This is a genomic window from Arthrobacter sp. B2a2-09 (assembly GCF_027587375.1).
GTDB lineage: Bacteria > Actinomycetota > Actinomycetes > Actinomycetales > Micrococcaceae > Arthrobacter.
Window position 1 is genome coordinate 13958 of record NZ_JAMXIC010000031.1, and the last position, 15756, is coordinate 29713.

The 15756-nt window shown below is 64.6% G+C and carries 13 protein-coding genes; 12 read left to right on the forward strand and 1 reads right to left on the reverse strand.

All coding sequences use genetic code 11. The features are described from left to right. Window positions 1-5: 5 nt before the first annotated feature. Complete coding sequence (locus NFJ07_RS22685; RefSeq protein ID WP_269998021.1) at window positions 6-1322, reverse strand: GAF domain-containing protein; 1317 nt, start codon at window positions 1320-1322, stop codon at window positions 6-8. A 186-nt stretch (window positions 1323-1508) separates the two neighbouring features. Here NFJ07_RS22685 and NFJ07_RS22690 point away from each other — a divergent pair, with 186 nt between their 5' ends. The 12 genes from NFJ07_RS22690 to NFJ07_RS22745 all read left to right on the forward strand — a co-directional run bounded on the left by NFJ07_RS22690 (window position 1509) and on the right by NFJ07_RS22745 (window position 15732). Then, the gene (locus NFJ07_RS22690; RefSeq protein WP_269998024.1) at window positions 1509-3299 is read left to right on the forward strand and encodes a flavin-containing monooxygenase; all 1791 of its coding nucleotides are present in this window, start codon (window positions 1509-1511) and stop codon (window positions 3297-3299) included. Window positions 3300-3312: 13 nt separating this feature from the next. Beyond that, a complete protein-coding gene (locus tag NFJ07_RS22695; protein ID WP_269998026.1) occupies window positions 3313-4368 on the forward strand; it encodes a 2,3-butanediol dehydrogenase in 1056 nt (351 codons plus the stop codon). 146 nt (window positions 4369-4514) lie between these two features. Continuing rightward, window positions 4515-5585: an alkene reductase gene (locus tag NFJ07_RS22700; RefSeq protein ID WP_269998028.1), complete on the forward strand. Its 1071-nt coding sequence runs from the start codon at window positions 4515-4517 to the stop codon at window positions 5583-5585. A gap of 155 nt (window positions 5586-5740) precedes the next feature. After that, complete coding sequence (locus tag NFJ07_RS22705) at window positions 5741-6439, forward strand: GntR family transcriptional regulator (RefSeq protein ID WP_269998030.1); 699 nt, start codon at window positions 5741-5743, stop codon at window positions 6437-6439. Window positions 6440-6590: 151 nt separating this feature from the next. Further along, entirely contained in the window at window positions 6591-8327 is a 1737-nt protein-coding gene (locus NFJ07_RS22710; RefSeq protein ID WP_269998033.1) for an MFS transporter, read from the forward strand. 186 nt (window positions 8328-8513) lie between these two features. Beyond that, complete coding sequence (locus NFJ07_RS22715; RefSeq protein ID WP_269998034.1) at window positions 8514-9533, forward strand: sugar phosphate isomerase/epimerase family protein; 1020 nt, start codon at window positions 8514-8516, stop codon at window positions 9531-9533. 4 nt (window positions 9534-9537) lie between these two features. Next, window positions 9538-11292 carry a dihydroxyacetone kinase subunit DhaL gene (gene dhaL / locus NFJ07_RS22720; protein ID WP_269998037.1) on the forward strand — a complete coding sequence of 585 codons (1755 nt, stop codon included), beginning with the start codon at window positions 9538-9540 and terminating at the stop codon, window positions 11290-11292. Next, window positions 11289-11771 (forward strand): ribose-5-phosphate isomerase, encoded by a 483-nt coding sequence (locus NFJ07_RS22725; RefSeq protein ID WP_269998039.1) that lies wholly within the window; start codon window positions 11289-11291, stop codon window positions 11769-11771. The genes dhaL and NFJ07_RS22725 overlap by 4 nt, the downstream gene beginning before the upstream one ends. A gap of 1 nt (window position 11772) precedes the next feature. Next, window positions 11773-12759: a 3-hydroxyacyl-CoA dehydrogenase family protein gene (locus NFJ07_RS22730; protein WP_269998041.1), complete on the forward strand. Its 987-nt coding sequence runs from the start codon at window positions 11773-11775 to the stop codon at window positions 12757-12759. A 25-nt stretch (window positions 12760-12784) separates the two neighbouring features. Beyond that, entirely contained in the window at window positions 12785-13552 is a 768-nt protein-coding gene (locus NFJ07_RS22735) for an SDR family NAD(P)-dependent oxidoreductase (protein ID WP_269998043.1), read from the forward strand. Window positions 13553-13635: 83 nt separating this feature from the next. Next, window positions 13636-14985, forward strand: a complete 1350-nt coding sequence (locus NFJ07_RS22740; protein WP_269998044.1) for an MFS transporter — start codon at window positions 13636-13638, stop codon at window positions 14983-14985. A gap of 3 nt (window positions 14986-14988) precedes the next feature. Next, the gene (locus tag NFJ07_RS22745; RefSeq protein ID WP_269998045.1) at window positions 14989-15732 is read left to right on the forward strand and encodes a triose-phosphate isomerase family protein; all 744 of its coding nucleotides are present in this window, start codon (window positions 14989-14991) and stop codon (window positions 15730-15732) included. The last annotated feature ends 24 nt before the right edge of the window (window positions 15733-15756 follow it).

Sequence of the window (15756 nt, forward strand, 5' to 3'; positions counted from 1 at the left end):
AGCGCCTACGCCCGAAGTTCCCTGTCGATCCTGTCAATTCGTGCCCGCGCCAGCTGGAACCGTGAATCGCCGGGAGCCATGAGCCTCGCCAAGGTCATCGCGGCTTCGGAATCGTCCGAACCCATGTCCGTAGAACACCAACGGCTGATCAGCTCCGCATCGCCGCTTGCCCGAACCGACGCGGCGACAGCCTGATCCAACTCGTCGCGCATCAGCTCTACGGCCATGGTCGCTGAACGGTTCAGGATGCGCCCGGAGTACATAGCCACGGCATCGTGCACCCGTCCGGCCCGCAAATGCTCGGCGACCAGCCCGGCGTCGGTCACCACTGTCACGCCCGCAGCAAAACGGTACGGATTCGCCTCCACCACATTGCCGAGCAACGTACGGATCCGATGCATCTCCGTCCGGATGGCGGTGGCGGCACCATCTTCGCCGTGCAAGTTATACGCGAGCTCGTCGGCGCTCCACCCCTGCGTCCGGGACGCGAGCAACGCCAGGATTTCCGCACGGCGCAGCGTCACCGGAAGGGGGCCGCCGCCGTCGAGCGCTGCTGTCGGCTTGTCTCCGAGCAGCCGTAAGAACAGCGTCGAAACAGAACCGGGACGGGCATGTCCGACGGCGGCGCGCTGACTCGAGTCCGACGTCGCGCCTTCCGAACGCAGCAGTTCCTCCGCGAGCCGGACCCCGCAACGCACCATCCGCAGGCTGTCTGGCGTCACCGAATCGATGGGGCCCGAAACATCCAGGATCCCGACAATCTCCCCGGTGAAGGGGTCGCGGATAGGCGCTGCGGTGCACGCCCAATCGTGGTGGGTCCGGACGAGGTGCTCGGCGGAGAAGAGTTGGGCGGCGTTCCCGGAGATGAGGGCCTCGCTGATGGCGTTGGTGCCGACTCCCGCCTCGGACCAATCGGCGCCCTCTACGAATTCGAGGGAATCGGCCTGCCGCAGCGCGGAACCGCTGCCGATTCTCCAGAGCACCTCGCCATAGTGGTCGGTGACGATCAGCAGGTGCCGGCCCGCGGCAGACTCATCGGCAAGCAACTGCGAAAGCGCCGGAACCACGCTGGCCAAGCGGTGTCCTGCCCCGAGCGAACGGGCTTCGGCAACTTCGTGGCGGTGGGCCGGGCTGTGCCTATCGGGGTTGATGCCCAGTGCGATGGACCGCTGCCAGGACTCTACGAGGGACGCAGGCAGGAGGGGGTGCGGGGCGCCGGACAATGTAGCTTCGTGGGCGGTGCGGAGCGACTTTGCGTACTCCAACGGCGAAGAGAAACGCAGTCCCGGATCAGGGACCAGCGCGCTCGGGCCGTGACGCATGTGCAAACTCCCAACTCGCCATTGGATCGCTGAATCGAACCGCCTAAAACCCGCAGGAACAGGGGAAGGGAGCCCGTGTCACCCGATTGTAACCCCCCGCGGAGTCTACTTGTGATGCGAGTCACTCGCCGGACAGCTGCCATGGAGCCGGGAATTGGCTCATCGTCAGCGATGGAAAGAGGAGAAATGCCTGAGACCGCAAACGGCATAGCCGAGGCTTGGCTGGCGCAGTTCGATGAGGCGCTGCGCAGCAACAACACCGAGGCTGCACTGGAACTGTTCGAGGACGAATCGTATTGGCGCGACTTCGTCTCCTTCACGTGGAACTTGAAGACCCTCGAGGGCAAGCCCGAGATCATGCGCATGCTGGACACCACGCTCCCGACCGTGCAGCCAAGCAACTGGAAACTCGCCGAAGATGCCACCGGCGATGCAGCCAACACCGAGGCCTGGGTCGATTTTGAAACTGCACAAGCCCGTGGCCACGCGCATCTTCGCCTGCGTAACGGCAAGTGCTGGACACTGCTCACCACCATGCAGGAACTCAAGGGTTTCGAGGAAAAGAAGGGCTCGAACCGGGAGCAAGGAGTGGCCCACCACATCAGCAAGGGCCGCAAATCCTGGCTCGAACTCAAGGAGGAGCAGGAAGCGAAGCTGGGCTACGAGGAGCAGCCCAACACTGTCATCATCGGCGGCGGCCAGGGTGGGATCGGCCTTGGAGCGCGGTTGCGCAGGCTCGGCGTCTCCACCATCATCGTCGAGAAGAACGAGCGCCCGGGCGACTCTTGGCGCAATCGCTATAAGTCGCTGCACCTGCACGACCCCGTCTGGTACGACCACCTGCCCTACATGAAGTTCCCGGACGACTGGCCCGTCTTCGCCGCCAAGGACAAGATCGGCGATTGGCTGGAGCACTACACCCGGATCATGGAGCTGAACTACTGGTCCAAGACCGAGTGCACCAACGCCCGGTGGGACGAGGAGCGCGGCGAGTGGGAAGTCAGCGTAGTGCGCGACGGCGAACCGGTCATCTTGCGTCCGAAGCAGCTGGTGTTCGCCTTGGGCGTCTCCGGCTACCCGAACGTCCCCGTGTTCGACGGCGCCGAGAGCTTCCTGGGGCGGCAGTACCATTCCTCCATGCACCCGGGCGGCGGGGACTGGACCGGCAAAAAGGCCGTAGTGATCGGCTCGAACAACTCGGCCCACGATATCTGCGCGGACCTCTGGGAACACGGCGCCGACGTCACCATGGTCCAGCGCTCGTCCACGCACATCGCCCGGAGCGAATCCCTGATGGACCTGGCGCTCGGCGATCTCTACTCGGAAAAGGCACTCGCCAACGGTGTCACCACCGAGAAAGCCGACCTTCTCTTCGCTTCCTTGCCGTACCGGATCCTGCCAGAGGCCCAGATCCCGGTCTACCAGCAGATGGCAGAGCGCGACGCCGGGTTCTACTCCCAGCTTGAGGCGGCCGGTTTCGATCTCGACTTTGGAGTGGACGGCTCGGGCCTCTTCCTCAAGTACTTGCGACGCGGCTCCGGCTACTACATCGACGTCGGCGCGTCCCAACTGATCATTGACGGACGCGTGAAACTCGCGAACGGCCAAGTCAGCAAGATCACGGGCAACGCCGTCGTGATGGACAACGGCACAGAACTCGAAGCCGACGTCATCATCTACGCCACCGGCTACGGCTCCATGAACGGCTGGCTCGCCGACCTCGTCTCGCCCGAGGTGGCGGACGCCGTCGGGAAATGCTGGGGATTCGGTTCCGACACACCCAAGGACCCGGGCCCCTGGGAAGGGGAGCTGCGCAACATGTGGAAGCCCACCAACGTGCAGAACCTCTGGATCCACGGCGGAAACCTGCACCAAAGCAGGCACTACTCCAACTATCTGGCCCTCCAGCTCAAGGCCCGGGCGGAAGGCCTGCCGACCCCGGTGTACGAGCTCCAGCCATCGCACCACACACGCTGAAAGGCGGTATTCCATGAAAGCTGCACGATTCCACGGTCAAAAGGACCTACGGGTGGAAGACATTCCCGAACCCACCCTCCGGGCCGGCGCGGTAAAAATCGCGATTGCCTGGTGCGGTATCTGCGGAACAGACCTGCACGAATTCCTGGAAGGCCCGATCTTCATTCCGCACGCGGGACACCCGCACCCGCTGGCAGGCGAGGACTTGCCCGTGACCATGGGGCACGAGTTCTCCGGCACGGTCGAAGAGTTGGGCGACGGTGTAGTTGGCCTCGCGGTGGGGGACGGGGTCGTGGTGGAACCGTACTTCGTGTGCGATGAGTGTGGCCCGTGCAAGGCCGGGAACTACAACCTGTGCACCCGGATGGGATTCATCGGCCTCGCAGGAGGAGGCGGCGGGCTCAGCGAGAAGATCGTCGTGGACGCACGCTGGGTCCACCCCGTGGGCGACATCCCGCTGGACGAAGCCGCACTCATCGAACCTTTGTCGGTGGCCTATCACGCCGTCTCGCGAGCGGACCTCACGGCGGGTGCGGTGGCCGTCGTCGGGGGTGCCGGACCCATCGGACTGCTCACCGCAGCGGTCCTGAAGGGACTCGACGTCACCACGATCGTCACGGAACTCTCCGCCGCCCGGAAGGACAAAGCGCTGTCCTCGGGCGTTGCCGACTATCTTATTGATCCGGGCGAAGAGGACGTCAAAGCGCGGGTACTGGAACTGACGGACGGGGCCGGTGCGGACGCCGCCTTCGAATGTGCGGGCGTTAACGCCGTGCTGGATACGATGCTGGATGTCGTGAGGCCTGCCGGGGTGGTGGTCAACGTGTCCATCTGGGGCAGGCCGGCCACTGTGGATATGCAGAAGATCGTGCTCAAGGAGATCGACCTTCGGGGAACCATCGCCTACCGCGGAGATCATGCCGCCGCGATCCAACTCGTGCAAGATGGCAAGGTGGACCTCAAGCCGTTCATCACGGGACGCATCGCGCTGGAAGACCTGGTGGACAAGGGCTTCGACACACTGATCAACCACAACGACACCGCTGTGAAGATCATCGTGCACCCCTAGTTTCCGCAGCGTTCGACGGCGGCACCTGCCTTTCTGCGGAAGGCAGGGCACCGCCGTCGTCGTGTGATCCCCGTCTCAACAGGAATAGTTGCAGGCGCGCGGCAGTTGCCGCCACTGGACCTGTTCCCGTTTGAAAGGCACTGCCCATGTTGTTTTCCCCTTTGACTCTCGGCGAGATTGAACTTGCCAACCGCTTGGTCATGGCGCCGTTGACCCGCCTCCGTTCGGGCGTCGAAGGCGTTCCCGGCCCGCTGGTCGCGGAACACTACCGGCAGCGTGCTTCCCTCGGGCTGATCGTCAGTGAGGGCACCTACCCCACGCCTGCAGGGCAGTCCTACCAGGGGCAGCCCGGCCTCGTCACGGAGGAACAGATCGCGGGCTGGAAGAAGGTGACGGATGCAGTCCATGCCGAGGGTGGCCGGATTTTCGCCCAGGTCATGCACGGCGGCCGCGTTTCCCACTCGGACATCACCGGCGGTCACGAGATCGTGGCACCCAGTGCCGTGGCCATCGACGGCGACGTCCGCACCCCGAACGGCAAGAAGCCGTACCCGGTGCCCCGCGAACTAAGCACTGATGAACTTCCCTCGGTGATCCAGGAAATCGTCACGGCATCCCGGAACGCCGTCGAGGCAGGATTCGACGGCGTTGAACTCCACTCGGCGAATGGCTACCTGCTGCACGAATTCCTGGCTCCCAACACCAACGTCCGCACTGACAGCTACGGCGGCTCGCCGGAAAACCGTGCACGCTTCGTGATCGAGACCGTCAACGCGGTGGTTGAAGCCTTGGGCGCCAACCGGGTCGGCATCCGGATTTCCCCGGAGCACTCGGTCCAGGGGATCGCCGAGACCGACCCCGCCGATGTCCGCGCCACCTATGAAGTCCTGGTGGACACCATCGCCTCGCTCAACCTCGCCTACCTCAGCATCCTCCACCACGATCCCAAGGGTGAACTCGTGCAGGACCTGCGCGAGCGTTTCAACGGCACATTCCTGGTGAACACCGGCTTCGGCGAAGTGACCACACGGGATGAAGCCCTGGCACTCGTGGCCAACGGTCACGCCGACGCCGTGGTGGTTGGCCGCCCAGCCATCGCCAACCCGGACCTTGCGCGCCGGTGGCGTGAGGGCCTCCCGCTCAACGAGCCGGATCCGTCCACGTTCTACGGCGAAGGCGCAAAGGGATACACCGACTACCCGTTCTACGCCAACTAGAACACCCGAACCCCGACGGCGGCACCTGCGAAAGGTGCCGCCGTCGCGGTTTAAGGCCCCTCGGCTGCCGTCCTGCCGGATTTCGCGCGAGGCTCCAGTGCTTGTCCAGAGCGTCCGAAGCCGCCACAAAGAGACCATTCCTATAGGATTTGTCTATGAAACTCGCTTCCTCACGGGACCGCGCCCCGGGCCGACCCGTCAGCCGCCAGGTTCTCGCCGACCATGTCTACGAGGAACTTCTTGCGTGGCTCATGGACGGCCGGCTCGAACCAGGAGCCGCGGTCAGCATCGACGGCACGGCACGGGAATTGGACGTTTCCCCGACTCCTGTGCGGGAGGCGCTGGCGAGGCTGGAGCACACAGGCATGGTCCGACGAGTTGCCCTTAAGGGCTACAGGGTGGCCCCGGTTTTCACGCGCGAGGATTTTGCCGAACTCATGGAGGCCCGGCTCGCGATTGAGCCAGTGAATGCCCGCTTGGCGTGCCGCCGGCTCACTCCCGAGGGCTTGGCGGATCTGCGCGGGGCCGTGAAGGACCTGGAGACGGCTCCTAGAGGCCCGTCGTTCGTGGAATTCCGGGACTATCTCGAGGCCGATGAGCGCTTCCATAAGCTGATCGCCGAGCAGTCCGGCAACCAATTCATGCTTGCCGCCTACAACGCGCTGGGCGGCCAGGTCCAGCGGTTCCGGCTGTTCGGGGGAGTGGGCATCACCGACGCCGAACAGGCTATTGCTGAACACCAAGCCGTGTTCGAGGCGCTGGCGAGCGGTGACCCGGAACAGGCCGCAGCCGCCATGGCCGACCACGTGCACAAGGTCCGGGCCCGGGCTATTGCCGACGCGCCCGCTGACTAGCTAACCGCCATCTGGCGCCCGACGGCTCGGGAGGAACAAAACCAAGGGCAAAGTAGTCGCCCCTGGGAGGTTCGCAGTGCCGCCTCCGGGTTTAAGGTTTTTAGTGAAGTAACAATCCCGAAGCGGCCCCGGCCGGGAAGGGGTGGTTGTGATGGCAACGAAGACCCAGATCGTCAGGGGCAATCGCCAGGCCCGCATCGAGCACGCGATTGCCAGCCCGCACTACAAGTGGACAGTCCTGATCAACGCCACGCTGGGTGTGCTGATGGCGACCATCAATTCCTCCATCATGCTGATCGCCCTGCCCGATATTTTCCGTGGCATCCAGGTCGACCCGCTGACTCCCGGCAACACCAGCTTGCTGCTGTGGCTGGTCATGGGCTACATGGTGGTCACGGCGGTGCTGGTGGTTACCTTTGGCCGGCTGGGCGACATGTACGGCAGGGTGAAAATGTACAACGCCGGCTTCGCCATCTTCACCGTGATCTCCGTGCTGCTGTCCCTGACGTGGCTCTCCGGCACCTCGGGCGTCCTTTGGCTGATCATCATGCGCGTCCTGCAGGGCGTCGGCGGCGCCATGCTGATGGCCAACTCCACGGCCATCATCACCGACGTCTTCGAGGTCGACCAGCGCGGCCTGGCATTGGGCCTGAACCAGGTGGCCAGCATCGCAGGGGCCTTCCTGGGCCTCATCATCGGCGGGCTGCTGGGTCCGCTGGACTGGCGGTTGGTGTTCCTTGTCTCCGTGCCAGTGGGGCTGGCGGGCACCGTCTGGGCTTACCGGAGCCTGCATGACACGGGGATCCGGCAGCCGGCCAAACTGGACTGGTGGGGCAACGCAACCTTCGCGGTGGGGCTGGTCGCCGTGCTGGTAGGCATCACCTATGGCATCCAGCCGTATGGCGGCAACACCATGGGCTGGACCAACCCATGGGTGCTTACCGCGCTGATAGGGGGCGCCGCGGTGCTGGTGGTGTTCTGCTGGGTGGAGATGCGGGTGGAGGAGCCCATGTTCCATGTGGCACTGTTCCGCATCCGTGCCTTCACCGCCGGAAACCTAGCCTCCCTGATGTCCGGCATCGGCCGGGGCGGCCTGATGTTCCTCCTGATCATCTGGCTGCAAGGGATCTGGCTGCCCCAGCACGGTTACAGCTTTGAAACCACGCCGCTCTGGGCCGGGATCTACATGCTGCCCCTTACCGCGGGGTTCCTGATCGCAGGCCCGCTTTCGGGCTGGCTATCCGACCGGCACGGGGCCAGACTGCTGGCCACCTTGGGCATGGTGGTGGCAGCGGCCAGCTTCCTGTGGCTGCTGGTGCTGCCAGTGAACTTCACCTACTTGCCCTTCTCGCTGGCATTGTTGGTCAACGGCCTGGGCATGGGGCTGTTCGCCGCACCCAACCGGGCCGGCATCATGAACGCGCTGCCGCCCAACCGCCGCGGCGTGGGCGCGGGCATGAGCACCACCTTCCAAAACTCGGCCATGGTGCTCTCCATCGGTATCTTCTTTTCGCTCATGATCACCGGGCTGGCCAGGACGCTGCCGCAGACACTGACTTCAGGCCTGACGGCGCACGGAGTGGCGGCCGCGGACGCCGCCAAGGTCGCCCAATTGCCCCCGGTGTCTGTGCTGTTCTCCTCCCTGTTGGGCTACAACCCCGTGCAGACCCTGCTCGGGCCCAAGGTGCTGGGCGCCCTCCCTGCCAAGGACGCGGCCTTCCTCACCGGCCGCTCCTTCTTCCCGAGCCTGATTTCCGGGCCGTTCGCCGAAGGGTTGGCCGTGGCGTTCGCCTTTGCCATTGCCGCGTGTCTGGTGGCCGCCTTTGCTTCGGCCCTGCGCGGCGGAAAGTATGAGTTCACAGAACTTCCGGGCAGGCACGAGGTTTAGGGTCGCCCCGTCACTCAATCTTGCGCCAGATCCGTGACTCACTTCACAAACATATGTATGACATATAGGATCTTCGATGACGCGGGAAAGTCGGGGCCAGCCTGCGGAAGTCCAAATAAATATGTTGACAGCCTTGCTTAGATAGTAAATCCTATAGGAAACAGGATTCCACGAAGGAGTGAAACTATGGCTTACACCGCCGAAACCTGGCCCATCACCGCGGCCCTGCTGCAGTTCCCCGGCACAGACGCCACGGGACAGCACATCAACGACGCCGATGCTTCCGCTTGGGCCGAGGTACTGCAGGAAGTCAAAGACGCAGGCTTTGCCAACGCCGACCTCACGGACAGCTGGGTCCGCCCTGGTGACCTCAGCAAGGAACGCCTCGCCGAGTTCAAACAGACCGCTGAGCACGTTGGCATTGGCATCCCGGTCATCTCGGCCATCCGCCGCAGCATCATTCACACCCGTGACTGGGCCGAGAACCTGGCGTACAGCCACCGAACCATCGACGCCGCAGCCGAATTGGGCTGCGAGGTTGTCTCCTTCGGACTCCATCAGGCCATCACCGCCGAGCAGCAAAAGCAGCTGTGGTTCTGGACGGTGGAGGGCTACAAAGACCCGGTGGGGGACAAGGAAGCCTGGGGCAACGCCGTCGCACGCTTGCGGGAACTCGGTGAGCACGCCGCGGAAGTCGGTATTCTCCTGTCCCTCGAAATGTACGAGGACACTTACCTCGGCACCGCCGATTCCTCGGTCCAGCTGGTCCAGGACATTGGGCTGGACAACGTGGGCCTCAACCCGGACATCGGTAACCTGATCCGCCTCCACCGTCCCATCGAGGACTGGCGCGAGATGGTGGCCAAGACGCTGCCGTACTCGAACTACTGGCACATGAAGAACTACATCCGCGACGAAGACGTGGCTCGCAACAGCTACATCACCATGCCTGCACCTATGGAGAGCGGCCTCATCAATTACCGCGAAGCCTTCAAACTCGCGCTGTCGGTAGGCTTCCAGGGCATCCTGTGCACCGAGCACTACGGCGGAGACGGGCTCAGCGTCACGGCGAGCAACCAGGAATACCTCCGGCGACAGGTCCTTCCAAAGACCGAGAACTACACCCTGGGACAGAGCCAGGTTGCCCAGGGTCGGCAGCAGCCTTCCAGCCGGACCGAGCACGCCTCCCAGCTGGCTGGCGTCTAGGACCATGACAAGGATTTTCGACAACCCCGCGGACTTCGCGGACGATGCACTGGACGGATTCGTCGCCGCGAACCGCGGATACGTAGCCCGCGTGGACGGCGGAGTGGTCCGGTCCACCGAAGTCCCCGCCGGACAGGTCGCCCTCGTGGTGGGCGGCGGCTCGGGACACTACCCTGCTTTCGCCGGACTGGTCGGTCCCGGACTGGCAACCGCCTCGGCGTGCGGCAACATGTTCGCCTCCCCGGCTGCCGGCCAGGTCTACCGCGTGGCCAAGGCAGCCAACGCCGGCGGCGGAGTCTTGCTCAGCTATGGCAACTACGCCGGCGACGTGCTGCACTTCGGCCAGGCCCAGTTGCGGCTCAACGCCGAAGGCATCGAGACCCGCACAGTGACCGTTACCGACGACATCGCCAGCGCACCCCTGGACCAGATCGAGAAGCGGCGCGGAATCGCGGGGGACCTCACGGTCTTCAAGATCGCCGGCGCCGCGGCCGAAGCGGGACTGGACCTTGACGCCGTCGAGCGCTTGGCCATCAAGACGAACTACCGCACGCGCTCGCTGGGGGTGGCCTTCGACGGTTGCACCCTCCCGGGCGCCTCGGATCCGCTGTTCCACGTTCCGGCCGGCCAAATGTCCCTCGGCCTGGGCATCCACGGCGAGCCTGGCATCTCCGAGCACAAAATGCCCACCGCTTCCGAGCTCGCCGAACTGCTCGTTTCCAAGCTCCTCAAGGACAAACCCGACGACGCCGGGAACCGCGTGGTGGCCATCGTCAACGGCCTCGGCACGGTCAAGTACGACGAACTCTTCCTGCTCTTCGGCAAGATCGAGAAGCTCCTCAGCGGAGCGGGCCTTACCGTCGTCGAACCCGAGTGCGGCGAGCTCGTGACAAGCCTGGACATGTCCGGTCTTTCGCTCACGCTGCTGTGGTTGGACGACGAACTCGAGCAGTATTGGGCGGCACCCGCGGACACCCCGGCGTACCGCAAAGGCAACCTTGCGCCCCGCCCGCCTCGCAACCAAGCGAGCGTCACTGCAGTGGACGAGTCCGACGTCGAGCAGCCCACCGAGGCTGCTGCCGAACTTGGCCGGCAGGCCGTGGCAGTGCTCGCCCAGGTGCGGGACGTGGTCGTCGAGCATGAAGAAGAACTCGGCAAGCTGGATGCGATTGCCGGCGACGGCGACCATGGCATCGGCATGCGACGCGGCGTTGAAGCGGCCTTCGCCGCCGCCGAGACGGAAAGCGGAGCCTCGGTGGGGCGGATCCTGACCGCGGCGGGGGAGGCCTGGAGCGAACGCGCCGGCGGTACCTCGGGCGCTCTGTGGGGCTCGGCGATCATCGCAGCCGGACAGGCGCTCGGCAACAAGGCGGGCTACTCGGGCGAGGACGCGGCGGGCGCTGTCACTGGCTTTGTGGACGCGATCACGGAGCTCGGCAAAGCCGAACCTGGCGACAAGACCATGGTGGACGCGCTGCTGCCGTTCCGGGATGCGTTCCTCACAGAGTTCGACGCCGGAGCTCCGGTTGATCGGGCGCTGGCGGCAGCTGCTGCGGCGGCCGAGTCCGCGGCGGCTGAGACGGCGCGTTTGCGTCCGCTCAAGGGCCGGGCCCGTCCGCTCGCGGAGAAGAGCCTGGGCCACCCTGATCCTGGCGCGGTCTCCTTCGGGCTGATCACGGCGAGGATCTCACAACATATCGATTCACAACTGGGCGGTTCACAGCTGGCGCCCCCGGCACGAAACGGAGTTCAAGCATGACTACCTCAGAGGGCTGGCGGATTGTCGTCGGCAATGACGAAGCCGGCGTCGAATACAAGCAGGCGCTTATGGCGCTGCTTGAAGCCGATCCCCGGGTGGCGTCCGTAACCGACGTTGGCGTCGGGACCAACGACTCCACGGCCTACCCGCACGTTGCCGTGGAGGCGGCGCGGAAAGTCGCCGGGGGCGAAGCGGATCGTGCCCTGTTGATCTGCGGCACGGGCCTGGGAGTGGCCATCGCGGCCAACAAAGTCCCCGGGATCCGGGCCGTCACCGCGCACGACAGCTACTCAGTGGAGCGATCGGTCCTGAGCAACAACGCCCAGGTCCTGACGATGGGCCAGCGGGTGATTGGCTTGGAACTGGCCAAGAAGCTGGTGGGCGAATGGCTGGGCCACCACTTCGACGAAACATCTTCTTCCGCCGCCAAGGTGGACGCCATTTGCTCCTACGAGCCCGATTACACAAAGGCAGTGTGACATGACTGAAACCCAGAAGACCCCCGCGGGCACGACGGCGGCCCGGAAGATCGCCGTCGTCGGCTCCGGCTATATGGGCGGCGGGATCGCGCAGGTCCTGGCCCTCGGCGGGGCGCGCGTGGCGTTGGCGGATGTATCCGCGGAAATCGCGCAGAAGAACTACGACCGCCTGCTCGTCGAGTCCGACGAATTCGTGGCCGCGGGGCTCTTCCCGGAAGGGTCCACGGCAATCCTGAAGGCCAATCTGTGGGCCGCGAAGGACATCGAAGAGGCGGTGGCTGACGCCGATTTCATCGAAGAAGCCGTCCCCGAGGTCCTCGATATCAAGCACCAGACCCTGGCCCGCATCAGCGCCGCCGCACGTCCTGACGCCCTGATCGGCTCCAACACCTCAACCATCTCCATCGGCGATCTCGCCGAGGCGGTCGTTGGCCCGGAGCGATTCCTCGGCGTGCACTTCTCCAACCCGTCCCCGTTCATTCCCGGCGTCGAGATCATTCCCCACGCTGGCACCACTGCCGAGACCGTGGCTGCGTCCCGCGAACTGGTCCACGCGGCCGGCAAGCAAACCGCCGTCGTCAAGGACGTCACCGGGTTCGTGCTCAACCGGCTGCAGTACGCGCTTTTTCACGAGGCCGCGCAGCTGGTGGAGCAGGGGATCGCAACAGCCGACGACGTCGACACCCTGGTCCGTACGACCTTCGGCTTCCGCTTGCCGTTCTTTGGTCCATTCGCGATCGCGGACATGGCAGGACTGGACGTCTACAACTTCTGCTACAAGTCCCTGCAGACCGGTTTCCCGGAGCGCTTCGCGACGCCGAAGATCCTGAGCGACCTCGTGGCGGCGGGAAAGCTCGGGACCAAGACCGGCGCAGGCTTCCTCAACGTCCCGGCGGAACGCACGCCCGAACTCATCGCCTACCGAAACAAGGCCTACGTGGCCATGCAGAAACTCATTGATGAGCTTGGCCCGGCACCCATCAACTAGCCCCATCTTTCACAGGAGAATCCCCATGAGCACCTTCCCCGCAGAACGCACCGCGATCGTCACCGGCGCCGTTTCCGAGCGCGGCATCGGCCGGGCAACCGTCAATTACCTGGCCGCCCAGGGCTGGAACATCGGCATCATCGACCTCGACGATGCCCTCTGCAAGGCGGCCGCCAAGGAAATCGCCGAGCGGTTCGGAGTCCAAGCGCACGGCGTCGGCGCAAACGTGGCCGATGAAGCATCCGTTCGCTCGGCGATCGACATACTTGAATCCGAGTTGCCGCAGATCGTCGCCCTGGCCAACGTTGCCGGCGTCAGCTCACCGATTCCGTACCTGGAACTCGAGCCCGCCGAATGGAACCGCGTCCTGAACATCAACCTCAACGGCGTCCACTACGCCACCCGTCGCGTGGCCGAATCCATGGTCAAGAACCGGATCGGACGCATCGTGAACATCTCCTCGGTTTCCGCACAGCGCGGCGGCGGCACGTTCTCCAAGACTCCGTACTCGGTGGCCAAGGCCGGGGTCATCGGGCTGACCCGCGCCACCGCCCGCGAACTGGGGGAATACGACATCACCGTCAACGCCATTTCTCCCGGTCCCATCGACACAGACATCATGGGCGGGACCCTCAGCCAGGAACGCAAGGACGAACTCACCAAGGACCTCGTGGTGAACCGCGTGGGCTCCACCCGGGACATCGCCGCCGCCATCGCCTTCCTCATCAGCGAGGACTCCGGCTACATCTCGGGCCAGACGCTGAATGTCGACGGCGGCTTGTACATGCACTAATCCGGAATACCTGAAACCTGACTACTCAACACTGATTGCTCAACCCTGATTACTCAACCCTGGTTACTCAACGAGGAGTTTCGATGTCCCTTGCCACTTCATCCACGAAGGAGATGCTGGATTCGCCGGTCCTGAAATCGGCGATCCGGAAGGCTGCCACCCGGCTCATGCCGATGCTGGTCATCCTCTATGTGGTCTCCTTCCTCGACCGCACCAACGTCGGTTTCGCTGAAGCCGCCCTCGGCGCGGACAAAGGCGTCTCGGCCGGGGCGTTCGCGCTCGGTGCCGGCATTTTCTTCATCGGTTACGCGATCTTTGAAATCCCCAGCAACCTGCTGCTCAAGAAGGTCGGCGCCAAGATCTGGCTTGCCCGCATCGCGATCACTTGGGGCATCGTCTCCGCTTGCTTTGCCTTCGTGCAAGGTGAGACGTCCTTCGTGATCCTGCGGTTCCTGCTCGGCGTGACCGAGGCGGGCCTGTTCCCGGGCGTCATCATGTACCTGGCCGAGTGGTTCCCGAACAAGGTGCGCGTGCAGATGTTCGCGATTTTCTACCTCGCCCAGCCGTTCTCCCAGATGATCGGCAACCCGCTCTCGGGCTGGCTCATCAACATCGGCGACCAGATTCCCGGCGTCAGCGGCTGGCAGGTCATGTTCTTCACCGAGGGCATCCTGGCCGTCCTCGCTGGTGTTGCTGCCTTCTTCTTCCTGATCAACGGCCCGGAGAAGGCCAAGTTCCTCAACGTCGACGAGAAGTTCGCGCTCCAGGAGATCATGGCGCAGGAAGACACAGTCAAGGATGAAACTGGTCCGCGGGGTGTGTTCGCAGCGATGCGCAACGGCCGTGTCTGGTACTTCACCCTGATCTACTTCTGCCTGCAGATCGCCGTTTACGGCGTCACCTTCTTCCTCCCGCAGCAAGTTTCGTCGCTGACCGGACAGAAGGTGGGCCTCGCCGTCGGCCTGCTGATTGCGGTTCCGTGGTTCTTCGGCATCTTCTCCTGCTACCTGATCGGCCGGGCGGCCAACACTGTCGCCAAGCGTCGCATGTTCGGGACGGTGCTGTTCCTGTCCACGGGTGTGTGCATCCTCGGTTCGGCGTGGGCCGGCACCAACCATCAGCCGGTGCTCGGGCTCATCTTCATCACCCTCGCGGTATGCAGCTTCCTCGCCGTCGGGCCGGTTGTCTGGGCCTACCCCACGGCGTTCCTTGCCGGTTCCGCAGCCGCGGCGGGCATCGGCCTGATCAACTCGCTGGGCAACCTGGGCGGTTTCGTAGCTCCGATCCTGCGGACCGCAGTCAACAGCGCCACGGCAGACCCCACCGGATCGGCCGGGGTCTATGCGCTGGGCGTCCTTCCCTTCCTGGCGGCCGCCATGATGTATGGCACCCGGGCATTCAGGAACAAGGCCGACGATCTCCTGGGCAAGTAGCCCATGTACATCGGGGTCAGCACCAAGATGTACCTGGGCTACCAGCAGAGCATGTCTTGGCTGGAGCAACTGCGAAATGAAGTGGACGCCCGTCCGGCCCTTGTGGCCGGGCGGGTGGTCCCGTTTGTGATCCCGTCCTTCCCTATGCTGCCCGCAGCGGCCCGGATACTGGAAGGTTCTACGATGCTCCTTGGCGCGCAGAACTGCGGTTGGGCTGACGGCCCGTGGACGGGCGAAGTGTCCCCGTCGTTGCTGGCGGAGCTTGGTGTGCGGCTCGTGGAGATAGGACACGCGGAACGACGCCGGCACTTCGCCGAGGACGACGCCGTGGTCGCATTGAAGGTCCGGGCCGCGGTGGATGCAGGGTTGACCCCGCTGCTGTGCGTCGGAGAGGAGGCCGTCGCCGATCCGACGGTGTCGGCGTCGTTCGTGTTCCGGCAGATCTCGGCCGCCGTCCGAGGCGACTGGGCGACGGCGGCCCGCATGGTTATTGCCTACGAACCGGTGTGGGCCATCGGCGCGGCCGAGCCGGCCGGCGCAGCTTACGTGTCCGACGTCGTATCCCAGCTGCGGGCCTCCCTCGCCGAACATGGCCTCGCCGAGCTGCCGATCATTTACGGCGGCTCGGCCAAACCGGGGCTCCTGCCTGAACTGCGGGGCGTGTCCGGACTTTTCCTAGGCCGCTTCGCCCACGACCCCGCGAACTTCGGGGCAGTCCTGGACGAGGCGCTCGGGTTGCCCAACTGACTCGCAGTAGTTGTCGTTTTCAGC